Genomic DNA, 25168 nt, shown 5'->3' on the forward strand with positions numbered 1-25168 from the left:
TACAAAGTGTAAAAGCTACAAAGGCTCAAAGATTTATTTCTTTGAGCCTTTTTTTATTGCAACGCCTTTTTATAGGTAGAAATAGCCCTTTCTCTAGCAAACTTATGTTCTACCATTGGTTGTGGATAGGTTAATTCATCAAAATCTAAAATCCACTTTCTAATATATTGTAAATCTTTGTCGAACTTTTTTAATTGAGATTCTGGATTAAAAACTCTAAAATATGGAGCAGCATCACATCCTGTTCCTGCTGCCCATTGCCAATTTCCGTTATTAGCCGATAGCTCATAATCTAATAACTTTTCTGCAAAATAAGCTTCGCCCCAACGCCAATCAATTAATAAATGTTTACATAAAAATCCTGCGGTAATCATACGTACACGATTGTGCATATAACCAGTTTTATTAAGCTCTCGCATACCTGCATCTACCATTGGATAACCTGTTTCTCCTTTGCACCATTTTTTAAATTCAGCTTCATTATTTCTCCAAGGAATTGCATCATATTTTTGGCGAAAATTATTGGTAACTACTTTCGGAAAATGAAATAGAATTTGCATGAAAAATTCACGCCAAATTAATTCATTTAAAAAAGTAGCATTTGTTTTTAACGCAAATTGAACCATTTTACGAACACTTACTAATCCAAAGCGGAAATAAGGTGATAAATACGATGTTTTATCTTGAAAAGGGTAATCTCTAATTTCATCGTAATTTTCTAAGTTCAATAAATTGTACGGCTTTACTTTTATAACACTCTCTTCAAAACCTATTGATTGTAATGAAGGAAAATCTACAGAAAATTGATGAAAACTTGAAAAATTTATAGGATATTCTTTGGTATCAATCTCACTATTAAAACCTTGTAACCACTTGTTTTTATAAGGTGTATAAACAGTGTATGGCAATCCGTCATTTTTGGTTACTTCATTTTCTTCAAAAATAACTTGATCTTTATAACTATAGAATTCAATATTGTTTGAAGTTAAAAACGCTTTAACTTCTTGATCTCTTTTTATAGCATACGGTTCATAATCTTTATTTGTATAAACAGCTGAAATATCAAATTCAGAAATTAAACTTTTCCAGACCTCTATTGGATTTCCTTTTTTAACCAATAACGACGAACCTTCACTTTTTAATTGCCCATCTAGCTTTGACAAAGTTGAATAAATAAAAGAAACTCGTGCATCATCTTTTGATAATCTATCTAAAATTTCTTCGTCAAAAATAAAAACAGGCAGTACTTTATTGCTGGATTTTAACGCATTAAACAATGCTACATTATCTTCTAAACGTAAATCTCTACGATACCAAAAAACAGAAACTTTATTTGCCATTAAATAGTTTTTCTAATGTTATAAATCTATAATTAAAAATAGTGTTTAATTGTTTTTTAATAAATACACTTTGTGCTAAATGTCCTAAAAACCCAAACGGAATTTTATACGATATTTTATCTTTCATTAATGTATTCCCGTTCGTTAATTCTTCAAACCAATGCTCATGATGCCACATTTTATAAGGCCCAAAACGTTGTTCATCTATAAAAAAAGCTTGTTCTTTAACTTGAGTTATTTCTGTAACCCAATTTGTTTTAATAAATGGAATTGGAGATACTTTATAAGTAATTATTTGTCCTTGATAGGCTTTTTTATCTACTTGTGAAGTGATATTAAATCCCATTTTGGGTGGCGTTATTTTTGCTAAATTTTCTGGGGACGAAAAATAATCCCAAGCTTTTTCTATCGATATATTTAGTTCTTGTTGGGTTTTTAACGTATAAATACCGGAATGTTTTTTAAAGTTTATCATCTATAAAAATCTGCTTATTTAAGTACTATTTTTTCTATTTCTAATTTAAACGCTTCGTTCTTTTTATTACCTACTAAAATGGCAATTTCTTTAATTGTGTTTGATGAAAAGTTATCTTTATTTAATTTATTTCCTCTAAAAGAAGGAAAAAAACTGTTTAAAGGTAATTCTATTGTTTGCCAAGATGTTGTTGTTTGAAATGTTTGAATATACCAATAACGTTGATTTTTACTTGATTTTATTCTAAATTGATACATTTTACCATCACCTTTTAACTTGATAACAATTTTAGATTTTTTGTCATCAATCATTAGGTCAACTGGCAACCGTGTCATAGCAAACCCTCCATTATTATCTAAAGAAACAGTTCCTGAAAAAACACCATTTCCTTCAGTATTGAGTGTCATTTTAGAAGTAGATAAACCACCCATAACATCATCATTGGTAATTAACCACTTATTTATATCTGCGTTTTTATTAAAATTAAAGACCATTATTTCTGAAGTAAAAAAAGTAATTAGTAAAAGATGTAAGAGCGTTTTCATTCTTATAATTTTAACGACACAATTCCTGCATCTATTGGAAAAACTTGTCCTGATATTGCAGATGCGTGATCAGACAATAAATAGGTTGATAAACTTGCAACTTCTTCTGCTTTTAAAATTTTTTTAAGAGGATGACGTTCTTTCATATTTTCACGCTGTTTGTCATTTCTTAATAATTTTTCAGCCAACAAAGTATCTGTAACTGTTGGCGCAATACAATTAAACCTAACTTTTGTAGCAAATTCTCCTGCTAAAGATTTTACTAAGCCTTCTACAGCAGATTTACTTGCAGAAACACTAGCGTGAAATGGCATTCCCATTTTAGTTGCTACAGAACTAAAAAAGACTGCACTTCCGTTATTATTTTTTAATGGATTGATATACTTCTGAATAACTTTTACAGCGCCAATAACATTAATTTCAAAATCTTCACGAAAATCATTAATTTTTAAACGCCCAATTGGCTTTAAATTTATACTTCCTGGACAATAAACGAGCCCGTTAAGCACTTCTATCTCTGGTAAATTATCCTTTAAAACATCTAAAGAATAATGAGTTACATTAACATGATCTTCAATTCTATTTCTGCTAAAATTAATAATCTTGTGCGTATCTTTTAAAGCATTAACAATAGCTTTACCAATACCTCTACTTCCTCCTACTACCAAAATTGTTTTCATAAATTATTAATTTGCTGTTAATCTACCTTTTAATCTTAGCTCTAATTTTCTTTTAATCACTGTAATTCTTTTCATAACATCCATTAAAGTGTCTTCTTTTGTCTTTTTATAAATTTCATTAATTGATAAGACAATTTCTTTTGCAGTACGCGCAGCAATTATCTTTTCATTTCTGGTTCTAAATGATTTATAATTCACTTCAAAATCTAACGCTTGCTCTACTAACTTTTTCCTATTTTTTTTCATCGTTTAGAAATTTTATTGTTACTAATATTTTGTTGTCTTGTACATTTAAACCTACCTTTTACAAAGTCTCTTTTTGCTTGGTGTTTACTGCTACGACCTGTTACCCTAGCTCTCCACAGTTTAAAACTAGATAATTTTAATTCTTTACGCATTAAACTTATTACCTCTTGCTCTTTTAAACCAAACTGAAACTTTATTGCATCAAAAGTGGTTCTATCTTCCCAAGCCATTTCTATAATTCGGTCTAATTCTCTACACGTCATAATTTTATATTTTTGGATGAATATTTATTTTTTGACTAATGCATTTATCATTCCTTTAAAAACAAAGGCATGAAATGGTAAAACGGCGTACCAGTATAAGCGCCCTAAAACACCTTTTGGCCTAAACACTGCTGTTTGATATAGTTTGTCTTTTACAATCTTAAACTCTAACCATGCTTCTCCTGGCAACTTCATTTCAGCAAATAATAGCAATCGTTTTTCTTTTTTATCAGCCAATAATACACGCCAAAAATCTAATGGGTCACCTGCTTCTAAATATGTATCATGTGTTCTTCCTCTTCGTAAACCAACACCTCCAAAAACCTTATCTACATAGCCACGTATTTTCCACAAACCATTAAAACTATACCACCCATTTTTTCCTCCTATTGACCAAATTTTAGTGAGCGTGAATTCTTCATCAGTAATTTTTAGTGAGCGTATGTCTTTAAAACAACCATATTCTGGTATTTGAATATGATCTGATAATTGATCTTGAAAAACACCGCTACTTATAGCGTCTTTCCAACTTGAAACAACTGCATTTTGTTCTATCTTCTGAAAGGCCAAATCAACTGATTCTTTATAAGAAATAGGTTGAATATTTAATAGCTGATTTATAGCACTTGGCTTTGCTATCACCTCAACTTTCATGCTATCTACCAAAGCTTGTGCCAAATTAAAAGAGGTAGATGTTACAAAATACAACCAGTAAGATGATAATTTTGGGGTTAAAACGGGTAACGTAAAAATATATCTTTTAAAACCTCTAACTTCTGCAAATTGCAAGAGTATCTCCTTGTAAGTAAGTACTTCTGTTCCACAAATATCAAAAGATTTATTGTACAATTTCTGATTACCAACTGCACGTTCTAAAAAGGATAAAACATCTCTAATGGCAATTGGTTGTGATTTAGTATTCAACCATTTTGGGGTAATCATTACAGGAAGTTTTTCTACAATATCCCTTATAATTTCAAAAGATGCACTTCCGCTACCTACAATAATTCCTGCTCTAAATGTTGTAAGAGCATATTTTTCTGATTGTAAGTTTTTTTCAACTTGAAAACGAGAAGATAGGTGTTTAGATAAATTACTATCATTTACAATACCGCTTAAATAAACAACTTGTTTACACGTTGTTTTCTCTACTAAATTTTTAAAATTTTTAGCACATGTTTGCTCCAAATCTTCAAAATTAGTAGCATTGGTTGCCATTGAATGTATTAAATAATAAGCAACATCAATATCTGATGGAAGAACAACTTCCTTTATCTCTAAAAAGTCTACTTTTATAAATTGAACATTTTTCTTGTTTTCTATTTCATCAGGAATTCTATTTAAATCACGCACACAACAAACTACTTGATCTCCTGCTTCAAGCAGTTTTAACACCAATCTTTTAGCAATGTAACCTGTTGTTCCTGTGATTAGAATTTTCATCTATATTAATTCTCTTTTTTTGGTCGTTGATATTCAACTCTAGTTTTTAAATTAGGTACGGCATAGCCATCTAAACCATTTATTGTGGTTATTTTTTCTTTCGATAAGTTTAAAAAACCATCTTTATTAAGCATGTTTTTTTCAAAATACACATCCGTAACTTCACCTAAGATTAAAATAGTTCCGTTAGCTTTTATATGATACTCTTCTAAAAATTTCATTCCAATTTGCAATGGGGATTGACTTACAAATGGAGCATGAAATTGGTTTTTATATTCTGGTAATAAATTTGTTTTATCAAACTCAGAAATTTCAGAAGGATATTTAGCAGAAGTAAGGTGCGCATCTGCTATCATATCTTCACTTATAGCATTTATGGTATAAAAACCTGTCTTCTTTATATTATCATACGTGTTTCTAACCACTGTGGTTGGGCGCAACACAAAACCTAGAATTGCAGGACTAGAACCATAATGCACTACAGAACTAAAAACGGCAACGTTTGTTATTGCATCTTTTGACTTTGTAGCTACTAGATTTGCTGATTTATAGCCAGAAATACTGTTCATTAAATTTATTTTGTATAAATGGTCCATTTCATCTATTTCTCTTCTAGATAAATGCATTATATATTTTTATAGTTATTAATTTTAATGCCAGTTGCTTTTAAATCGTGCATTAAATTATACAGTCCAAAAAAAGTTCTATTCATATAAATAAAGTGTTTTGAACCTCTATTACCATTCATTTTTCTTAACTCTGTACTTTGAGAATATTTTTGACCTAAATCTGCTATTTTACCAAAGAAATTTTCATCAGAAAAATCGAATTCTTCTTGTTGAAATGGTTGTGTAAACAAGGATAACATTTCATAAAATAGCTCTTTAAAAAAGGCTATTTCTTCTGGCTTATCGTCTTTTCTTAGAATCTTTAACTCATAAAGTTTACTTTCAAAAAAAGCAGGATCATCAATGTTTTCTTGCACAGCTAATTCAAAATAAGGTACATAAAAACTTTGCGGAACTTCTTTCATACAACCAAAGTCTATCACTATTAATTCTTCATTCTCAGAAACTAAAAAATTTCCTGGATGCGGATCTGCATGTACCTTTTTTAAGACATGTAATTGATACATATAAAAATCCCATAAAGCTTGTCCTAATTTATTTGCAGTAGCTTGGTTTTGTTCTTTTTTTGTAAACTCAGAAAGGTGAATTCCTTCCATCCAATCCATTGTTAAAATTCTATCCGAAGAATATGCTTCATAATACTTTGGGAATTTTAAATTTGGAATATGACTACAAGCATCAGAAATCTCGTTACTTTGTTTTAACTCTAAAACATAGTTGGTTTCTTCTAATAATTTATTTTCAACTTCTTTAAAATACTCGTCAGAACCTTCACCTTTAATATTAAACATTTTCATGGCAATTGGCTTAACCATTGCTAAATCTGTAGAAATACTGTTTGCAACGCCTGGATATTGAATTTTTACTGCTAACGTTTTATCGTTTTTAGTAGCTTTATGAACTTGCCCAATACTTGCAGCATTTACAGATTCTACTGTAAATGTATCGAATACTTCATTTGGTGATTTTTTAAAGTATTTTTGAAATGTTTTAACCACTAAAGGACCAGAAAGTGGTGGTACAGAAAACTGAGATAATGAGAACTTTTCTACATAAGCACTTGGCAACAAACTTTTTTCCATGCTTAACATTTGTGCTACTTTTAATGCAGAGCCTTTCAATTCTTTTAAACCATCGTAAATATCTGCAGCGTTGTCTTCATTTAATTTACTTCTTGCCTCTTCTTCTGTTTTTGTTATTTTACTCCCATAATACTTGGCATAATTAACGCCAACTTTGAGACCGGTTGTAACCAATTTAGTCGCTCTTTCAATTTTTGAAGTCGGTATTTTATTTAATCTTTTCATATTGATGTTCCTTTTTCTTTCCACAAAAATTTTGCTAAATCTATCACACTTTTTATAGGTGCAATTTGCTGAATATCGAAACTTGCTTTAATTGATTTTTCAATAAAAACATCTGTTTTTTCGAAGTTTGAAGATGTGTCTTCTATCCAAAATTTTAAAACCATTAATAATTGTAACCAATAGCCTTCTGCAATAGTATTATCTTGAATTTTGTTAATTTTATCGTTCTTAAAATCAAGAGTTTCTATATTAATACTATGCACAAAATTGATGAATTCTGAACGCATTTCTTTTAATACTGTTACTTTAGAAAAGTTGGATTTTATCTCTTTAAATGAAAACAAAACATACGATCTATTTGCAGCCAGAAATTCAAAAAAGGTAAAATAAAAGCTTAATAATTTATCTTTAGAAGAATACTCTTGATACGCTTCTGTTGAGTGTAAAAGTTGAATTGTCTCTTCAACAAAAATTTTAAAAATTGATTTTTCTAAACTTTCAAAATTTGAATAATGACTGTAAAAATCTGATTCTTCGAAATTATTTTCTTTTGCAAATGAAAAAACAGAAGTTGGCTTACCAGTTATTAAAACCGAATTCATATACCAATCAATTATTTTATCTTGTGTTATGTACTTTTTTTTTGCCATATTTTTAATTGTAAAACACTATGTAAGCGTTTAAACTTGTTGCAATGGTCATCCATATTAAATACGGAAGTATTAACAACGTAAACACTTTTATTTTTTTAAAGTTTTTAAATGTAAAATATCCAATTAACAACCATAATAAAGTAATTACAACCAACCCAACAACTGTTAAATGCTTATTAAAGAAAAAATAATTCCAACTTACATTTAAAATCCATTGAACTATATAAAGCCTTACAAGTTTTTTGTCTAAAAACCGATATTCAAAACTCAGCTTTGTCATGTAAAAAGAAAAGAAAATCATAATACTTGTCCAAGCAACTCCAAAAACCCAACCTTGAGGCGTCCAAGGTGCTTTATTTAATAAAAGATACCATTCTGTTTGTGGTCCATTTTTCATTAACAACCCTCCAATTCCAAGCGCTAAAAAGTTAGCAATTAAAAATAGTATAAACCGTATGTATTTATTACTTTTCAAGTTGTTTCTTTTTTAAATAATTGAATACTAACTGAATTGAAAACAACAAGTTAAACGCATAAAAAACATCTTCAAATGGTATTGTAAAAATTCTAAATCCTAAATTTTCATCATTATTATACCAAACAACAGGTTCTTCTATAAAACTGCCTGTTAAGATTCCGTTTACGATTAAAAAAGGAATTAAAATCACTAAAAAACTCGGGTAATATTCTTGTAAAGTTTTAATATGATATTTTAAGCTATACACCATTAATAGTAAAAAAACACTAAAATTTAAAGTTGTGTACCATTTTCCGAAGTTGAAAATCAGTAATAATAGTACTAAAACTATCAACAGAAAACTTAAAATTACCGTAACGGATTTTGATAATTTAAAATTAGGTACATAATATTTTAAAACTTCGTGTGTAAACAAACATGCATAAGGAATACAAAAGAAAAATAACCACTCTTCCATTGGCATCCCAAAAAACTTAGTACCAATAAAATAATCTGAATTAAAACCCCAAATTCCGTTTATGGTAAAAAGTCCGTCCCAAATTAAAAAAGGAATTGCAACTAAAAGAATACTTATAAAAGCAATTTTAAAATATTGAATAAAATGGAATTTTTTTTCAAAAATGCTATATAACAAAGGAATACTTATGCTTCCTAAATTTAATATGAGATACAAGTATTGGCTCACTGTCTTTTCTTAAAGTATTTAAACGGTACAAATAACATCCCAAAGCATTCTCCATCTGGTTTATCTAAATGTTTATGATGAATTTTATGTGCTTTTCTCAATCCTTTTAAATATTGATTATTGGTGTTTTTAAACCACTTAAATCGTCTATGAATTAGCACATCGTGCACTAAAAAATAAGCGATTCCGTAAAATAAAATTCCTAATCCAATAAAAAACAAAAAATTAAGTTCTGGTCTTATTCCAAAATAAAATAACAAAATGCTTGGTATTGCAAATACAACAAAAAAAGCATCGTTTTTTTCAAAAACATGTGGATAACCTGGTTGATGATGATCTTCATGTAAAAACCATCCAAAACCGTGCATTATATATTTATGAGTGCACCAGGTAATTCCTTCCATTGTAATAAATACGCCGAGCGTAATTAATATGTAATAAAACCAAATCATAATGAGGTGTTTTTAATTATAAATTCGTCTAAATAATCTGACTTATCACTCTTTTTAAGAATAGCTTTTAAAAAAGTTTTGTCTTCTTTAATATGATCATTATAACCTAAAATTTTAGGTGTTTTTTCTTGAATAACTAATCTTACGTATCTTAAATGTACATTTTTAGGATGCGTTTTTATAAGTTTATTTAATATTTTTTTTTGTTTGTTAAAAACTGACAACTTACTCCAAGGAAATGTTTTGTATTTAGCTTGTTTCATTTGTAAAGAAACAACATATGCTTGTACGTCAACACTCTTGTTATCCTTATATTTTTTGATGTAATTTAATTCTTCTTTTTCGGTTAAAGAAGCATGAAATTGACTTACAAAATCTGGTGTATTATTTTGCATACCTAAAAATAGAAATATTGCTGTTATTTTTAAAAACATTAAATGATGTTTAGTTTATACTTTACATAACTTCTTGCCAATAAATTTATTTTCATTGGGTTAGAAATTCTAACACGTGTTTCCATAATTTTCGTGTGATGAACATCCTTTAATTTCTTTAAAAGTCTTCTGTAATATCTATAAGCAACGTATACTCCAAATTTAGCTTCTGCTGGTAATTTTAAAATTCCGTTTTTAAAAGCAAAATCAAAATCTGCTTCAATGTCTTTTATTATTTCTTCTTTAGATTGTTGATTAAAATCGCCAAAATTCACATTCGGAAAATAAGAACGATTTAATTCTTCAAAATCATCTTTTATATCACGTAGAAAGTTTACTTTCTGAAATGCAGAGCCTAAACGTTGAGCAGCATCTTTTAATTCGTCATATTTTGCTTGATTTCCATCTACAAATATTTTTAAGCACATTAAACCAACTACATCTGCAGAGCCATATATATAAGCGTTATATTCTTCTTCAGTTTTATATTCTGTTTTGAATAAATCTGCTTTCATACTCTTTAAAAAAGCCTGAACTAAATCATCAGAAATATCATATTTATTTACTGTTTGAATAAATGAGTTTAAAATAGGATTTAAACTAATTCCATCATTTTTAGAATCGTAATACTCCGCTTCAAATTTATTTAATAGTTTTTCTTTATTAAAACCATGAAAAGAGTCTACAATTTCATCCGCAAAACGAACAAAACCATAAATATTATAAATTGCTTCTCTAATTTTTGGCGATAACATTCTTGTAGCCAAAGAGAAAGAGGTACTGTACTTTTTGGTAACAAGTTTGCTACTTGCAAAGGAAACCTCATCAAACAATTGTTTTTTCATTTTTAATGATTTTTTAAAATTAAATCTGAAGCTATTTTACCAGAAATTAACGCTGGTGGAACACCAGGACCTGGAACAGTTAGTTGTCCTGTAAAAAATAAATTTTTAACTTTTTTACTTTTTATTTTTGGTCTTAAAAAAGCTGTTTGAGTTAATATATTTGCTAATCCGTAGGCGTTACCTTTATAAGAATTATAATCTTTAACAAAATCGTTTACACAGAAACTTTCTTTAAATAAAATTGCATCTTTTACAGATTGATTCGTTAATTTCTCTAATCTTTCTATAATTATGTTGAAATATTTCTCTCTAATTTCTGGAGTATCTTTAATTCCTGGTGCTAATGGAATTAAAAAAGTTGCTGCTTCTTTATTAATTGGCGCAAAAGAACCATCTGTCACTGAAGGGAAACTGGCATAAAACAGTGGTTCTTTAGGCCAACTTGGGGAATCATAGATTGTTTTTGCGTGTACATCAAAATCTGTATCAAAAAATAAAGTATGATGACAAACATTTTCTAATTTTTTATCAAATCCAACATAGAATAATAGTGAAGAAGGTGCAAAAACCTTTTTATCCCAATATTTTTCTGAATATTGTCTATATTTCTCCGGAACCAAAGTTTCAGTATGATAATAATCTGCTCCACTCAATATAATATCTGAAGGAATAAACTCTTCGTTTACCACCAATCCAATTGCTTCACCCAATTCATTTACTGTAATTTCTTGCACATTTGCATTGGTTTTAAATGTTACATTTAAACTTGCAGCTAAAGTTTCCATTGCTTCTATAACTTTGTACATTCCTCCTTTTGGATGCCACGTTCCTAAACCAAAATCAGCATAGTTCATAAAATTATAAAACGCTGGTGTATTACTTGGTTTTGCACCTAAAAACAATACAGGAAATTCTAAAATCTGAATTAATTTTTTACTTTTTATTTTTTTTCTAACTTGTTTTCTGATTGTTGAAAAAAATTGAGATACTTTCCCTATTGTTACAGGTGTTATTAATTCTAAAGGTGAAACTCCAGGTTTATAAACTAAATCGTTTATAGAAACATCATAATTGTATTTGGCTGATTTTAAAAACTCTTTTAAATGTTTTGAACTTCCTTTTTCTTCAGCTTCAAATACTTCATAAATTTCTTCTAAACTTCCTGGAATGGTTATAGAGTCTTCTTTATCAAAATATACTTGATACGCAGGATCTAATTTTTCTAACTCATAAAAATCTGAGGGAGTTTTGTCAAAATCTGCAAAGAATTTCTCAAAAACATCTGGCATCCAGTACCAAGTTGGACCAATATCAAAAGTGAAATTCTCCTTTAATAATTGCCTTGCTCTACCTCCAATTGTATTGTTTTTTTCTAAAACAGTAACCTCAAAGCCAGCTTTAGCTAAATAGCAAGCAGCTGACAATGAAGAAAAACCTGAACCAATAATGTGTATTTTCTTTTTCACAATTTTTGTTATAAATAATTACGGTAATAAAACACTATCTACTACATGTATTACTCCATTTGCTCCTTGAACATCTGTTAAAGAAATAGTTACAGATTGAGAAGATGATGTTTCTATTTTTGCTCCGTTTGATAAATCTACAGTTATATCATTTCCATCAAACATTGTTATCACTTGATTGTCTGCTAACTCTGAAGATTGTACATTTCCTCCAGCAAAAACATGATATTTTAAAACTGCATCTAACGTAGCAATTGGTATATCTCCTAAAGAATTCCATGAAGAGTTACTGTCTAATAAAGCTTGAAAAGCATCATTTGTTGGAGCAAACACTGTATAAGGACCATCTGCTTGTAATAAAGTAACAAAATCAGTAGTATGACGATTATCTGTTAACGCAGCAACTAAAGTTGAAAAACCAGCATTATTAAGTGCTAACGTAACAATATTTGCAGGCAACATTACTTTATCTATAACATGTATTACTCCATTACTTGCCATAATATCTGTACTAATTGGCTTAGCATCTCCATTAAACTCAACGCCTCCGGTTACTTCTACCTGTAACGATAATGAATTATCTCCTGGACCAGTAGCTAATGTATTTACAAAAGTATCAGATAAATCTGAAGCCATTACCTTTCCTGACAAAACATGAAACAATAAAACAGACTTTAAAGTTGCTACCGGAATATCTTCTAGAGAATTCCATGAAGCATTGCTATCTAGCAAAGCTTGGAAGGCAGTGTTTGTTGGTGCAAATACTGTAAAAGGCCCTTCTCCTTGTAAAGCAGATACTAATTCTGCTCTTTGTAAAGCTGCAACTAAAATGCTTAAATCTGGTGAGTTAATTGCAGTTTGTACAATATCTATTTGCTCTTCTTGTTCAACTTCTTGATTTTCATCATCCGAACATGATGTAAAGAATGTTACACTTAAAAATAAGCTTAAAAATAAAATTGTTTTGGTTAAATTCTTGATTTTCATAATTGATGTTTTAATATTTGCCTACTTTCTTTTTTAAGTCTTTTTTCAGCTTTTAAGACTTTTGTTTAATTTAAATTAATAATTGTTAAACAAAATGATATTTTTCGAAAAAAAATGCTTTGATAAACAAAACAACAATGCAAATATATATATTTTGTTTAACTAATACAAATTTTAGTTGAACAAAATGTTTTATAATGAAGAAAGTAATTCCGTTAAAGAGGAATATAAACTGATGTTAGAATTAAATTTACTGCCTTCAACTAAGGTTGTTTTTCTACCAAAAGCGATTAAACGATGTTTAGTACCTGTAATTTTCTCATCTATACTCATAAAATAAGAAAGTACTTTATCATCAAAAGGTTTTACTGTTAGAGAAGTAACAAAACAAACTTCTGTTTCATTTTTTATGAAGTAACTTAAATTATCTACAGGTAAACTTTGCCCTAAATAAATAGTAGAAAAACCTCTTAAAGCTAATTCATAATTTAAATACATTAATCCTAATTCGTGTATTTCGTTTTCAGGTAAAAACAACACATAAGTAGTTTTAGATTTTGTGATTGTATAATCTAATTTTTCTATATTTATCTGTATTTTTTGAGAAATTAAATTAGATATAAAATGTTCATGAGCAGGGAGCAAGGTGTCAGTTTGCCACAACAAACCTATTTGATCTAAAAAAGGGATAAATACTTCTTTAAAAACTTCTCTAAACGTTTTTTTATGAAGTAAAACACTATAAGTATTATTAAATAAAATCTTATCGAATTGAAACATTGATAATTTTAAAGAATTTAAAGCCTCATCATTAACCGCTTTATTAAAAGCAAGCTCGCGCGCTTTAACTTTTATTGTATCGTTAGACATTAATGCAATCTTAGAAATCTTAAAATTATTATTGTTTAATAAAACAACATTTAATAATTTTTGTAAATTATCTGAAGAATAATAACGTATATTAGTATCTGTTCTTTCTGGTACTAAAAGATTGTATCTTTTCTCCCAAATACGGATTGTATGTGCTTTAATTCCTGAAATATTTTCTAAATCTTTTATGGTAAAAACACTCTTAATATTGTTCAATGTATTTTATTTTAAGTTAAACAAAGATACTATTTAAAATATATTATCAAAATATATTGATGAATTCTGACAAAAATATCTTTATTTTGAACTACTTATTAAAATAATCGATGCAGTTTCAAACTCAAGTACCTTTAAAAAAACAACCTCATAATAAAATTGATTATAGTTCAAAATTAGTATTAATTGGATCTTGTTTTTCTGAAAACATCGGTAATAAATTGACTTATTTTAAATTTCAATCTGCACAAAATCCTTTAGGAATATTATTCCAACCAAAAGCAATTGAAAATTTAATTACTAATGCAATTAATGAGAAAAAATATATTGATAGTGATGTTTTCTCTCACAACGAACGTTGGCATTGTTTTGAAGCTCATTCAAGTTTAAGTTCTAATAATAAAAACGAATTATTATCCAATTTAAACAATGCTGTACAAGATACACATCAACAATTAAAAAACGCTTCTCATATTATAATTACACTTGGAACTTCTTGGATTTATAGAGACATTTCTTCAGATACCATTGTGGCGAATTGCCATAAAATACCGCAGAAAAAATTCTTAAAAGAGATTCTTTCTGTTGATGAAGTTAGTGAAAGCTTAGAGGCTATAATTGCACTAATAAAATCGATAAATAATAGAGCAACCGTATTATTTACAGTTTCCCCAGTAAGACATTTAAAAGATGGTTTTGTAGAAAATACTCAAAGTAAAGCGCATTTAATTTCGGCAATTAATCAAATAATTGATAAACGAAATTCTTTCTATTTTCCTTCTTATGAAATTATGATGGACGAATTACGTGATTATCGTTTTTATGCAGAAGACATGATTCATCCTAACCAAACAGCCATCAATTATATCTGGCAAAAATTTTCTGATGTTTGGATTTCTGATAATGCAATCAAAACAATGAAAGAAGTAGCAACTATACAAAAAGGATTAACGCATAGACCATTTAATGAAAACTCAGAACAGCATCAACAGTTTTTAGAAAAGTTAAATCAAAAAATCGAAAACCTTCAAAAAAACCTTCCTTTTGTAAGATTTTAAAATGTAGAAGATTCATTTATAGGTAAAAAAGAAAAAAATACGGCAATTGCCGTATTTTTTTGTGAGTAAATATTTGAGAGTTTTGTAGTGTTAATCTAAAAATCTATTAATATGAAAACTTTAAAAAAATTATCAATTTTATTATTTGCAACTTTATTATGGGTTGGTTGTTCCGATGACAGTAATAACCCATCAAGTGGAGATGAATTTTTAACTGCCAAAGTAGATGGCGCTGACTTTTCTTCTTTTGAAGATTCTATAGGAGCTTCTATAGGAACAGGAGGAGCTGGAGATGTTTTAGCTGTTCAAGGCTCTAATAACTCAGGAGATTATATAAGAATAAACATTACAAGTTACACAGGTGTAGGAACTTATACAACTGGAGATGCAATAACAAATGTAAGTTCTCTTTCTTATGGTTCAGTAACACCTTTAGCAGCTTGGACTACAACTTTTGACATAGGTAACGGAACTGTAGAAATAACAGAAGATAGCGCTACGCATGTAAAAGGAACCTTTTCTTTTACTGGATTAAACTCTTCAGATAGCACAAATAAAACAATTACTCAAGGAGAATTTAGTGCAGAAAAGCAATAAAAGAGTTAGAAAATAATCAAAAATAATTAAGGTAGTTGAGAGATATTAAATTTAGTTTTAAGGGTGCTATTTTTAAAAATCGACTATCTTTTTTATTTCTAAAAAAAGGCTATTTAAAACAGTAAACAACTGATTAGTCATAAATTAAATAAATATTACTATTCTTTTACAGAAAATATTCTTAAATTTAAACCACAACCACAAACTTTTACTATGAAACAACTAAACTTAACATTTTTGCTTTTATTAAGTTTTTCATTCCTAACAAAAGCGCAAGTAAGTAATCTTAACTTAAAAGGAAAAAACTTACATAAAAAGGTTCGTAAGGTAATTCAACATTACTATAGTTATGATAAAGAAAGTGGTGGTTTTGTTAAGCAATCTGTTAATATTGATAATTTTAATGATGATGGAAATTTAATTGAAACCTATTCTTTATACAATAGCAAATACAGTGAAACTAGTAATGCCATTAAAAAACTATACAACTACAATAATAAAAACCAACTTATTAATACACAAGATGTAAGTGATGTAAAAGGAAAATATTCTTCAACTAAAAAATATTTTTACAATAATAAAGGTAATCTTGTTAAAGAGGAAACCCATTTTAATCCTGGAAAATTCTCTTATAAAGAATTTAAATACGATAAAAAAAACAGGGAAATAAGTTCTACTTCATATTCAGAATCAGGGAAATTAACTGGAGAAAGAACCAATACGTATAGCGGAGACAAAAAAACAAACACTTATACTTCTTACAACTCTAAAGACGGTAGTATCATAGGAACTTATGTAACCTACTATGAAGATGGTGTTAAAACAAAATATACATCTAATAGCAAATACTCAAACTCCAATAAAAGCTATATATACGATGATAATGACAATTTAATTAGAGCTACAAATACTACTTCAGATAAAAAATCAGACGTAACATATAATTATGTTTACGATAAAAAAGATAATTGGGTAAAAAAACACTATCGCTCTGGTAAGTATCAATATTTTTATTTTAGAGAAATTTACTTTTCTAATGGAGATGTTACTGGAAGCACAAATTTTGATAAATATTTTATTAATCTACATGGAAATTTTGATAATGTTGCTGTTGTTCCTTTAAAAAAGAAGGTAATTAAAAAAACTCCCAAAAAGAATAAAAATGAGAATGACAATCCATTAATACCTAACTTTAAAAGTAAATCTTGGAAATACACGTATGCTAATTTAAACGGAAAAGTACTTCCCGCAAAAGGAAGTTTTAAACTAAATGTTACTGATGGACCTAAGATGAATAAAGGTAACACCGTTTCTATAACCATAAAAATGGAAAGTAGAGAAAAGGATGCTACTGGTTATTACAAAATAGATTCTTTTTTAGATTTAGGTGAAGGGAAAAAATTCTGGATGTTAAATCATACAAGTAATAAAGACTTAACTACAAGTTTAACACTCTATGACAAGCCAGAATATATAGCAGCAAAAAACATCTATATAAAAGGTATTTTCTTGATGAATAATAAAGTAAAGGGGCAAAAAACATCCTTTTATCTAGAATAAAAAAACACTCTATACAACAATGCAAACAGAATTATTATTCTTTATACTAATATTAGCAATTGTATTAATTATCTATTTTATAAAAGATTATTATAACATAAAAACAATTGAGATTAATAAAATACATATTTTATCTTCAGAAATACATTTTGAGAAAAGTATAGCTAAAAAATTAAAGTATAGCAATAAAGAGTTAACCGCCATAAATGATGAAATTGTAAAAAAAACCCAAAAAATTAAAGTTGATATTTTGAATATTGATTATACTTTGAAAGAGATATTTTAAGGTGTTTTTTAAAGTGAATTAATAGACCAGAATAATTTACAAGTTGTAATATGAAATTATACATAAAACTATTATTATTTTTTGCGTTCTTACCTTGTTGTACTTCAGCATTGTTTAGTCAATCAGATCCAATAGATAGTCTAAGAATATTATCAAAAACTCAAAATGATACCAATAAAATTGAGTCTTATATTAAAATTGCTGAACTCTACACTGGTAGAAATTTAGATTCGGCTAAACTTTATTCGGAAAAAGCTCATCAAATTTCTACTTCATCTGGTAATCAAAAATTAATAATTGTAACCACACATCAATTAGGAAATTTTGCTAGAGAAAATTCTGATTATTCTAAAGCACTTAAACATTTCGAAGAATCTCTTAGAATGAGTAATGAATTAAAGGATTCTACACTCATTGCAAATTCATATTCGGGTATTGGAATTGTAAGTAGTCGATTAGGTGATTTTAGAACGGCTATTAAAAACTTTTATCAAGCTATTTCTATTTACGAAAAATTAAATGACACAGAAAACATTGCTATTGGCTACCTTAATATAGCTGTAGACTTAAAAAAGGTTAAAGAATTAGATAAGTGTATTGAATTCAATTTAAAAGCCATAAAGATTTTTGAAGACAAAAATGACTTGCTAAACGTAGCTGCAATAAATAATAATTTAGCCGGTGTTTATAATAAAAATAAAAACTATAGAAAAGCAATAGAAAGCGCAGAAATTGCTAAGAAATATTTTATTGATAACAATTATATTAGATATAGTGCTTACCCAATTACTAATATAGCAGTTTCTTATGACAGTCTAAACATGCCAATAAAAGCTAAAAAGAACTACCTCGAAGCTATAAAGTTACAAACAAAAAATAGAGAACCCTACGAATTAGCTTTTCTATACAATGCATATAGCAACCTAAATTATAAACAAAAAAAATATGCAGATGCTATTAAAATTGGAGAGAAAGGATTAGAATTTGCAAAGGAAGTAAATGCGCTAGAATTTATTTCTAATTCTAGTAAAAATTTGGCCAAAAGCTATGCTAAGGTCCAAAAATTTAAAAAGGCAAATGAATATTTAACACTACACTTAAAATTAAAAGACAGTCTCTTTAAAAAAGAGAAAATTAAAGATATTGCTGAACTGCAATTCAAGTATGAAACTTCAAAAAAAGAAAAAGAAATTGCAATTCAAAAAGAACAACTTTTAGAAAAAGAATTGTCTATAAAAAACAGAACTCTTTACGCTGTTTTATTAGGGTCCGCATTATTAATTTTAGCAATAATATCAATAGGTTTTTATAAGAAGCATCAATTTAAACGAAAACAACTACAAAAAGAAATTGATTTAAAAGATGCATTGTCTACAATAAAAACACAAAACAGATTACAAGAACAACGTTTAAGAATTTCAAGAGATTTACATGATAATATCGGTTCTCAGCTTACATTTATAATTTCTTCAATTGATAATTTAAAGTATGTTTCTATTGATGTAAATCAAAGGTTAAAAGACAAATTATCTACAATTAGCTCATTTACATCTCAAACTATTTACGAGTTAAGAGATACTATTTGGGCAATGAATAAATCTAAAATTACTATTGAAGATTTACATTCTAGAATATTAACCTTTGTTGAAAAAGCTAAAACAGCATCCGAAAAAATTGAGTTTGAAGTAAATTACGATATAGACAAAAACATGTCTTTTTCTTCTCTTGTTGGAATGAATATTTTTAGAGTAATTCAAGAAGCAATAAACAATTCTTTAAAATACGCGGAAGCAACTAAAATTGAAGTTCAACTTCAAAAAACAAACAACTTTTTTGAAGCTATTATTAAGGACAACGGAGTTGGATTTAATATAAAATCGATAGACTTAGGAAACGGACTAAGTAATATGGAGAAAAGAATGAGTGAAATTAATGGAAAAGTTAAGATAAACTCAGAAGAAAAAAAAGGAACAAAAATCTTGATTTCAGTTGTTTTAGAAAATACGGCAGATGACGTATAAAAATTAAGTTTAAAATAACTTAAATTTACCTAGCACCTAATCAGACTTTTATGAAACTAAAAATTTGCATAGCAGAAGACAATCACTTTTTAGCAAAAGCTATAAAGGAAAAGCTGTCATTTTTTGAAGACATTGTTATAAAGTTTACAGCAAAAAATGGCGCAGAACTTATTGGTAAGTTAGAAGAGAATCATAATATCGATGCTATTCTTATGGATATTCAAATGCCAGAAATGAATGGTGTAAAAGCCACAGAAATTGTTAAGAATAAATATCCACAAATAAAAGTAATAATGTTAACTGTTGTAGATGATGACGACAGTGTTTTTAGCTCAATAAAAGCTGGTGCAAATGGTTATTTACTAAAAGAAATAGATGCTGAAAAATTACACAAAAGCATTTTAGAAGTTATTAATGGCGGCGCCCCAATGACACCAAGTATAGCCTTAAAAGCGTTAAATTTACTAAGAAATCCAATTATTGTAACAGAAAAATTAGAAGACATAAAACTATCTAAAAGAGAGTCCGAAATTTTATTACACTTAAGCAAAGGTCTTAATTACAATTTAATTGCAGAAAACTTAATTATATCTCCTTCTACAGTTAGAAAACACATAGAAAACATCTATAAAAAACTACAAGTACACAATAAAATAGAAGCTATTTTAAAAGCTAAAAAGCAAAAATTAATCTAAATACTGATCAACATTTTGCCAAGGTCCTCCATTTATAACATCAAGTCCGTGATTTGTTAAAAATTGTGCTGCTTGATGACTTCTTCCACCACTTTTACAAACCGCAATTACAGGCTTATTCCAAGATTTTATTTCATCAATATTTAAAGGAATGGTTGTCAAAACAATATGTTTTGCACCTTCTGAATGACCTTCATTCCATTCCATTTTAGTTCTAACATCTAAAATTACAGCTCCTTTTTCTAAATATTCTTTAATTTCGTTTGTAGCATCTTTTTTGCTAAACATTCCAAATAATCCCATTTTACTTTTTTATGAATATTGATTGATTTTTAATAAATCCAATCCGTTTTGTATTAATTTTTTATATGTTGTATTTTCTTGCAAATCTCCCAAATACTTTAAAATTTCTGATTGTGTACTAAAATTATTTTCGACAGCTAATTCGTATAATTCTAAAGGTAATAACCAATCGCTTTTATAAGTGGTTTGCAAAGTAGCAAATATAACTTTAATTTTTTCTTCTGAAACCTCAACATTTTCTCTCATATTTCTTACTTCAGCATACAATTCATACAATCCTTTTTCAAAGTCAGAATACTTGATTTTATGTGTTTTCGTTTCAGAAATTTTACTACTATCTACAAAAGAATTTAAATCTGCCGTTCCTGAGTATGCCGATTTAATTTCCTTACCAACAGCCATGTCATAAACTCCCCATTCTGGTTGAAACAACACAGTATCTTTATGCGTAACAGTACAATCTTTAAAAGAAATTAATTGAATTCTACCTCGTAAATCTCTTGTTCCTGTTATTACTTCACCTTCAACTTTTATGCCGCCAACAAATTCTAGAGTTATTCTTTTTCCTTCATGAATTTGATAAGCTCCTAAATCTCTAGGACTCATATGTTCAATAGGAATATTTATTCCTTTTAACATACCTATTGGACTTCCAAAACCTTCTGCATGATATGCAGTTCCGTGACCAATTAGTTCTTTATCTCTATTAGCTAAAGCTGTTTTTCCAGTGGTTTGCACATAAATTGCCTTACCATCTTCATCTTTAATAACATTTGTAAAAACACCTGAAATTTGTAAACCAGTACTTAATTCAATTGTACCTAAATTCTTAGAGTTAATTAACTTCTGAACACCTTTTGTTCCACCAGTTCTAATTCCCATGGTGTTTGCATATTGTTCTAAAACTAAACTTAAATGTGCAAAATCTGGTGTTACAAACAACTGAGGTTGCGGTTTTGTAATGTCAAAATTGATGTTTGAAGCTTCTAAAGAATACGGTATTTTTTTCACCTCATCTTTCATACACCAAGCACTTTCTCCGATAGAAGATAACAAACCTGCTCCGTATATTTTTGGTTCTTCAAGTGTTCCTATTAAACCATATTCAACCGTCCACCAATGCAAGTTTCTTATTTGAGCCATTTCAGATAATTCGCCCATATTATCTTGCAACCACTCTACTTTTTCTTGTGCTTCCGCAATTTCTTTTTCATCTGAATTAGGATTTTCCTTCAGAATAGACAATAATCTTACTGCTTCATACATTTCATAATCTTTGGCAGAAGATATTGCTTTGCTTCCAATTTCTCCAAATCGTCTTAAATATTCGGCATATTCAGGATTCCCTATAATTGGCGCATGACCTGCAGCTTCATGTATAATATCTGGCGCAGGCGTGTATTCTATATGATTTATTGTTCTCATATCTGAAGCAATAACCAGTACATTGTATGCTTGAAATTCCATAAATGCGTTCGGCGGAATAAAGCCATCAACAGAAACTGCAGCCCAACCAATATCTTGTAAAATTCTATTCATTCCTTCCATTTTAGGAATAGATTCAACAGAAATACCTGTTTTTTCTAAACCTACTGTATATGATTTGTGCGCTACTTTGCTCAAGTAATCTACATTCATACGCATTACATAACGCCAAACAGCTTGGTTTTGCGCAGTATATTCGTCATATGGTTGTTTTACCACAAACTTGTGTAAATGTTTTGGTAATTTCTTGGTAACCTGGTTAAGTTCAAAATGAGTTTTCATTAAAAATATAATAAATTTTACCTTGTAAAATTACGAATTTTACAATTCAATACTTTAATTTAAGGTGTTAAAAAATATACAGATTTTGTATATTTACGCAAACAACAAGAAATCAAAGTAATAATGAGAAAAAGTAGCGGATTTAAAATACGTTTATTAATAGGTGTGGCAATTGTAGCATTTGCCTATTTAAAAAAGTGTAGTCAACAGGAAGTAAATAAATATACTGGAAAAACACAAGCAGTTAGTTTATCTGTAGATCAAGAAATAGCTATTGGCTTGCAACAAGCGCCATCTATGGCACAGCAACATGGTGGTTTATATCCAAATGATAATGCACAGAAATTAGTAGACCAAGTTGGTGCAAAATTAATAAATAATACAATTGCCAAAAACTCTGGCTATAAATATGAATTCCATTTACTGCGTGACGACCAAGCAATAAACGCTTTTGCATTACCTGGTGGACAATGTTTTATTACCTACGCATTATTTTCTAAATTGAAAAATGAAGATCAATTAGCCGGTGTTTTAGGGCACGAAATTGGGCATGTTTTAGGTAAACATTCCAATGAAAGAATTACAGATGCAAATTTCTGGAAACTCTTAACAATGGGCGCTTCTGTTGGTGCAGATTTAGGGAGTTTGGCCAACGGAATTGGGCAACAAACCTTACTTAAAAACGGGCGTGGAGATGAGTTAGAAAGTGATGAATTAGGTGTAAAACTAATGATTGACGCAGGTTACAATCCTGAAGAATTAATTGGGGTTATGGAAATTTTAAAAGCCGCAGCTGGACCAAATAGAGTTCCAGAATTTCAAAGCTCGCATCCAGATCCAGAAAATAGAATTGAAAAAATCAACGAAGCTATTGCAAAATATAGGCGTTAATTTTTAAATATAAAACTTCACTAAAAATGCTTTCAGAAAAACTGAAAGCATTTTTTTATTGTAACATTTGTTGAGTTTTAGCGACACATAGATGTAACTTTAAATTTATTTGCTATGAGTTTTGGTGGTTCAGTTTCTGCGATGATATCGAGTTTAAAAAGTAATAAACGTGAAAGAACTAGTGCTTTTAAGAAATTAAAAAATACTGGTGGTCTTTCTGGAAAACTTCATTTTGATAAAAAAGCATCAAAAAAACAGCTTACTATTATCAAAGAGAAACTACAAGAAGAAAACAAAAAGACACTAGTTAAAAATAGTATTATTTTTATTGTTCTACTATGTGTATTTATTTACTTTTTCGCATTCCACAAGTATTAAAACTGTAAAGTTAACGGTTTCGTAGATTTTTAAAAATCTCCTTAAAATCTTTTGTATTTTTACTGTTCAAACTTATTCTGATGAACAAAAAAGTAATACTTATGATATTGGATGGTTGGGGAATTACCCAAGATCCAAAAGTATCAGCAATTTATAACGCCAAAACGCCTTACATTAACTCTTTGTATGACAAATACCCAAATGCGGAATTACGTACAGACGGAGAACATGTTGGTTTACCCGAAGGACAAATGGGTAACTCAGAAGTTGGTCATATGAATTTAGGTGCGGGTAGAATTGTGTATCAGAATTTAGCACGTATCAATAAAGCCGTAAAAGAAAAAACTTTAGGAAAAGAAAAAGTTTTATTAGACACTTTTAAATACGCAAAAGAGCATAACAAAACCGTTCATTTATTAGGATTAGTTTCTAATGGAGGAATTCATGCACACATTAATCACTTAAAAGGATTGTTAGATGTTGCTAAAGAAAATGAAGTAGACAATGTGTTTTTACACGCATTTACAGACGGTAGAGATTGTGATCCAAAATCGGCACCTTATTTCTTAAATGAAGTGCAAGAACATATGGATAAAAGTACAGGTGAAATTGCAACAGTAACAGGTCGTTATTACGCAATGGATAGAGACAATAGATGGGAACGTATAAAAGAAGCTTATGATGGTCTTGTTAATGGAATTGGAACAAAAACTGAGAATGCAATTGATGCTGTAAAAGCAAATTACGAAGCTGGTATTACAGATGAATTTCACAAACCAATAATTGTAACTAATAAAGATGGTTCACCAAAATCACAAATTAAAGAAGGAGATGTTGTGCTGTTCTTCAACTATAGAACAGATAGAGGAAGAGAATTAACAAATGCGTTGTCTCAAAACGATTTTCCTGAATTTGGAATGAAAAAATTAGACCTTTATTACACAACTATAACTTTATATGACGCAAGTTTTGAAGGGATAAACGTTATTTATAATACAGATAATATTAAAAATACGTTAGGTGAAGTTTTATCAAAAGCTGGAAAAAAGCAAATTAGAATTGCTGAAACAGAGAAATATCCACACGTTACATTTTTCTTTTCTGGAGGACAAGAAGAGCCTTTTAAAGGTGAATCTAGAATTTTAAGAAACTCTCCAAAAGTTGCTACGTATGATTTAAAACCAGAAATGTCTGCGTATGAATTAACAGATGCTCTTTGTGAAGATTTAGAAAAAGGAGAAACCGATTTTGTTTGTTTAAATTTTGCAAACGGAGATATGGTTGGGCATACAGGAATTATGGAAGCAGCCATTAAAGCTTGTGAAGCTGTAGACGAATGCGCTAAAGAAGTTATTGAAACTGGTTTAAGAAATGACTATTCAATTTTATTAATAGCAGATCATGGAAATTGTGAAACTATGATGAATCCAGATGGTTCCCCACATACAGCACACACAACAAATCCTGTTCCTTTTGTTTTAATTGATAAAGAAATAAAATCAGTTAAAAGTGGTATATTGGGCGATATTGCGCCAACAATTCTTCATTTAATGGGAGTTGAAAAGCCAGAAGAAATGACACAAAATTCACTTGTATAA

At 28.9% G+C, this 25168-nt stretch carries 29 protein-coding genes; 9 read left to right on the forward strand and 20 right to left on the reverse strand.

Annotated elements, in window-relative coordinates:
* Nucleotides 1-53 precede the first annotated feature (53 nt).
* The 18 genes from LPB136_RS09115 to LPB136_RS09200 all read right to left on the reverse strand — a co-directional run bounded on the left by LPB136_RS09115 (nt 54) and on the right by LPB136_RS09200 (nt 14014).
* Nucleotides 54-1340 (reverse strand): cryptochrome/photolyase family protein, encoded by a 1287-nt coding sequence (locus LPB136_RS09115; protein WP_072556021.1) that lies wholly within the window; start codon nt 1338-1340, stop codon nt 54-56.
* Nucleotides 1330-1815: an SRPBCC family protein gene (locus LPB136_RS09120; protein ID WP_072556022.1), complete on the reverse strand. Its 486-nt coding sequence runs from the start codon at nt 1813-1815 to the stop codon at nt 1330-1332. The genes LPB136_RS09115 and LPB136_RS09120 overlap by 11 nt, the downstream gene beginning before the upstream one ends.
* A 14-nt stretch (nt 1816-1829) precedes the next feature.
* Nucleotides 1830-2360 carry a CIA30 family protein gene (locus LPB136_RS09125; protein WP_072556023.1) on the reverse strand — a complete coding sequence of 177 codons (531 nt, stop codon included), beginning with the start codon at nt 2358-2360 and terminating at the stop codon, nt 1830-1832.
* Nucleotides 2361-2362: 2 nt separating this feature from the next.
* Nucleotides 2363-3040: an SDR family NAD(P)-dependent oxidoreductase gene (locus tag LPB136_RS09130; protein WP_072556024.1), complete on the reverse strand. Its 678-nt coding sequence runs from the start codon at nt 3038-3040 to the stop codon at nt 2363-2365.
* A gap of 6 nt (nt 3041-3046) precedes the next feature.
* Nucleotides 3047-3286 carry a hypothetical protein gene (locus LPB136_RS09135; protein WP_072556025.1) on the reverse strand — a complete coding sequence of 80 codons (240 nt, stop codon included), beginning with the start codon at nt 3284-3286 and terminating at the stop codon, nt 3047-3049.
* On the reverse strand, nt 3283-3549 hold the full coding sequence (locus LPB136_RS09140; RefSeq protein ID WP_072556026.1) for a TIGR03643 family protein: 267 nt from the start codon (nt 3547-3549) through the stop codon (nt 3283-3285). The genes LPB136_RS09135 and LPB136_RS09140 overlap by 4 nt, the downstream gene beginning before the upstream one ends.
* A 24-nt stretch (nt 3550-3573) precedes the next feature.
* Nucleotides 3574-4992, reverse strand: coding sequence for an SDR family oxidoreductase (locus tag LPB136_RS09145; protein WP_072556027.1), 1419 nt, complete (start codon nt 4990-4992; stop codon nt 3574-3576).
* Between the two features lie 5 nt (nt 4993-4997).
* Nucleotides 4998-5618, reverse strand: a complete 621-nt coding sequence (locus LPB136_RS09150; protein WP_072556028.1) for a flavin reductase family protein — start codon at nt 5616-5618, stop codon at nt 4998-5000.
* On the reverse strand, nt 5618-6928 hold the full coding sequence (locus tag LPB136_RS09155; RefSeq protein WP_072556029.1) for an ABC1 kinase family protein: 1311 nt from the start codon (nt 6926-6928) through the stop codon (nt 5618-5620). Before LPB136_RS09155 ends, LPB136_RS09150 begins: the two co-directional genes overlap by 1 nt.
* On the reverse strand, nt 6925-7578 hold the full coding sequence (locus tag LPB136_RS09160; protein ID WP_072556030.1) for a TetR family transcriptional regulator C-terminal domain-containing protein: 654 nt from the start codon (nt 7576-7578) through the stop codon (nt 6925-6927). The genes LPB136_RS09155 and LPB136_RS09160 overlap by 4 nt, the downstream gene beginning before the upstream one ends.
* A gap of 4 nt (nt 7579-7582) precedes the next feature.
* Nucleotides 7583-8056: a TspO/MBR family protein gene (locus LPB136_RS09165; RefSeq protein ID WP_072556031.1), complete on the reverse strand. Its 474-nt coding sequence runs from the start codon at nt 8054-8056 to the stop codon at nt 7583-7585.
* Nucleotides 8046-8744, reverse strand: a complete 699-nt coding sequence (locus LPB136_RS09170; RefSeq protein WP_072556032.1) for a lycopene cyclase domain-containing protein — start codon at nt 8742-8744, stop codon at nt 8046-8048. Before LPB136_RS09170 ends, LPB136_RS09165 begins: the two co-directional genes overlap by 11 nt.
* Nucleotides 8741-9196: a sterol desaturase family protein gene (locus LPB136_RS09175; RefSeq protein WP_072556033.1), complete on the reverse strand. Its 456-nt coding sequence runs from the start codon at nt 9194-9196 to the stop codon at nt 8741-8743. The genes LPB136_RS09170 and LPB136_RS09175 overlap by 4 nt, the downstream gene beginning before the upstream one ends.
* Complete coding sequence (locus LPB136_RS09180) at nt 9193-9630, reverse strand: hypothetical protein (protein ID WP_072556034.1); 438 nt, start codon at nt 9628-9630, stop codon at nt 9193-9195. Before LPB136_RS09180 ends, LPB136_RS09175 begins: the two co-directional genes overlap by 4 nt.
* Complete coding sequence (locus LPB136_RS09185; RefSeq protein WP_072556035.1) at nt 9630-10475, reverse strand: phytoene/squalene synthase family protein; 846 nt, start codon at nt 10473-10475, stop codon at nt 9630-9632. Before LPB136_RS09185 ends, LPB136_RS09180 begins: the two co-directional genes overlap by 1 nt.
* Before the next feature lie 2 nt (nt 10476-10477).
* Nucleotides 10478-11941, reverse strand: coding sequence for a phytoene desaturase family protein (locus LPB136_RS09190; protein WP_072556036.1), 1464 nt, complete (start codon nt 11939-11941; stop codon nt 10478-10480).
* Nucleotides 11942-11959: 18 nt separating this feature from the next.
* Nucleotides 11960-12928 (reverse strand): fasciclin domain-containing protein, encoded by a 969-nt coding sequence (locus LPB136_RS09195; protein ID WP_072556037.1) that lies wholly within the window; start codon nt 12926-12928, stop codon nt 11960-11962.
* A gap of 192 nt (nt 12929-13120) precedes the next feature.
* Nucleotides 13121-14014: a MerR family transcriptional regulator gene (locus LPB136_RS09200; RefSeq protein WP_072556038.1), complete on the reverse strand. Its 894-nt coding sequence runs from the start codon at nt 14012-14014 to the stop codon at nt 13121-13123.
* A gap of 110 nt (nt 14015-14124) precedes the next feature.
* On the opposite strand from LPB136_RS09200, the gene LPB136_RS09205 reads away from it, so the two are divergent.
* The 6 genes from LPB136_RS09205 (at nt 14125) to LPB136_RS09230 (ending at nt 20231) form a co-directional block, all read left to right on the forward strand.
* Nucleotides 14125-15072, forward strand: coding sequence for a GSCFA domain-containing protein (locus LPB136_RS09205; protein ID WP_072556039.1), 948 nt, complete (start codon nt 14125-14127; stop codon nt 15070-15072).
* Nucleotides 15073-15183: 111 nt separating this feature from the next.
* Nucleotides 15184-15669, forward strand: coding sequence for a DUF6252 domain-containing protein (locus LPB136_RS09210; protein WP_072556040.1), 486 nt, complete (start codon nt 15184-15186; stop codon nt 15667-15669).
* A 213-nt stretch (nt 15670-15882) separates the two neighbouring features.
* The gene (locus LPB136_RS09215; protein WP_072556041.1) at nt 15883-17229 is read left to right on the forward strand and encodes a hypothetical protein; all 1347 of its coding nucleotides are present in this window, start codon (nt 15883-15885) and stop codon (nt 17227-17229) included.
* 19 nt (nt 17230-17248) lie between these two features.
* On the forward strand, nt 17249-17515 hold the full coding sequence (locus LPB136_RS09220; RefSeq protein ID WP_072556042.1) for a hypothetical protein: 267 nt from the start codon (nt 17249-17251) through the stop codon (nt 17513-17515).
* Nucleotides 17516-17565: 50 nt separating this feature from the next.
* Nucleotides 17566-19536, forward strand: a complete 1971-nt coding sequence (locus LPB136_RS09225) for an ATP-binding protein (RefSeq protein WP_072556043.1) — start codon at nt 17566-17568, stop codon at nt 19534-19536.
* A gap of 50 nt (nt 19537-19586) precedes the next feature.
* On the forward strand, nt 19587-20231 hold the full coding sequence (locus LPB136_RS09230) for a response regulator (protein ID WP_072556044.1): 645 nt from the start codon (nt 19587-19589) through the stop codon (nt 20229-20231).
* Here LPB136_RS09230 and LPB136_RS09235 read toward each other — a convergent pair.
* Nucleotides 20223-20534 (reverse strand): rhodanese-like domain-containing protein, encoded by a 312-nt coding sequence (locus tag LPB136_RS09235; protein ID WP_072556045.1) that lies wholly within the window; start codon nt 20532-20534, stop codon nt 20223-20225. The two genes, LPB136_RS09230 and LPB136_RS09235, sit on opposite strands and share 9 nt — an antisense overlap.
* Nucleotides 20535-20543: 9 nt before the next feature.
* Nucleotides 20544-22301 carry an aromatic amino acid hydroxylase gene (locus LPB136_RS09240; protein ID WP_072556046.1) on the reverse strand — a complete coding sequence of 586 codons (1758 nt, stop codon included), beginning with the start codon at nt 22299-22301 and terminating at the stop codon, nt 20544-20546.
* Nucleotides 22302-22424: 123 nt separating this feature from the next.
* On the opposite strand from LPB136_RS09240, the gene LPB136_RS09245 reads away from it, so the two are divergent.
* From LPB136_RS09245 to gpmI, 3 genes are all read left to right on the forward strand, one after another.
* Nucleotides 22425-23192, forward strand: a complete 768-nt coding sequence (locus LPB136_RS09245) for a M48 family metalloprotease (protein WP_072556047.1) — start codon at nt 22425-22427, stop codon at nt 23190-23192.
* Nucleotides 23193-23306: 114 nt separating this feature from the next.
* A complete protein-coding gene (locus tag LPB136_RS09250; RefSeq protein ID WP_072556048.1) occupies nt 23307-23570 on the forward strand; it encodes a hypothetical protein in 264 nt (87 codons plus the stop codon).
* An 80-nt stretch (nt 23571-23650) separates the two neighbouring features.
* A complete protein-coding gene (gene gpmI, locus LPB136_RS09255) occupies nt 23651-25168 on the forward strand; it encodes a 2,3-bisphosphoglycerate-independent phosphoglycerate mutase (protein ID WP_072556049.1) in 1518 nt (505 codons plus the stop codon).

Origin of the sequence: Tenacibaculum todarodis (genome assembly GCF_001889045.1) — a bacterium.
GTDB classification, from domain to species: domain Bacteria; phylum Bacteroidota; class Bacteroidia; order Flavobacteriales; family Flavobacteriaceae; genus Polaribacter; species Polaribacter todarodis.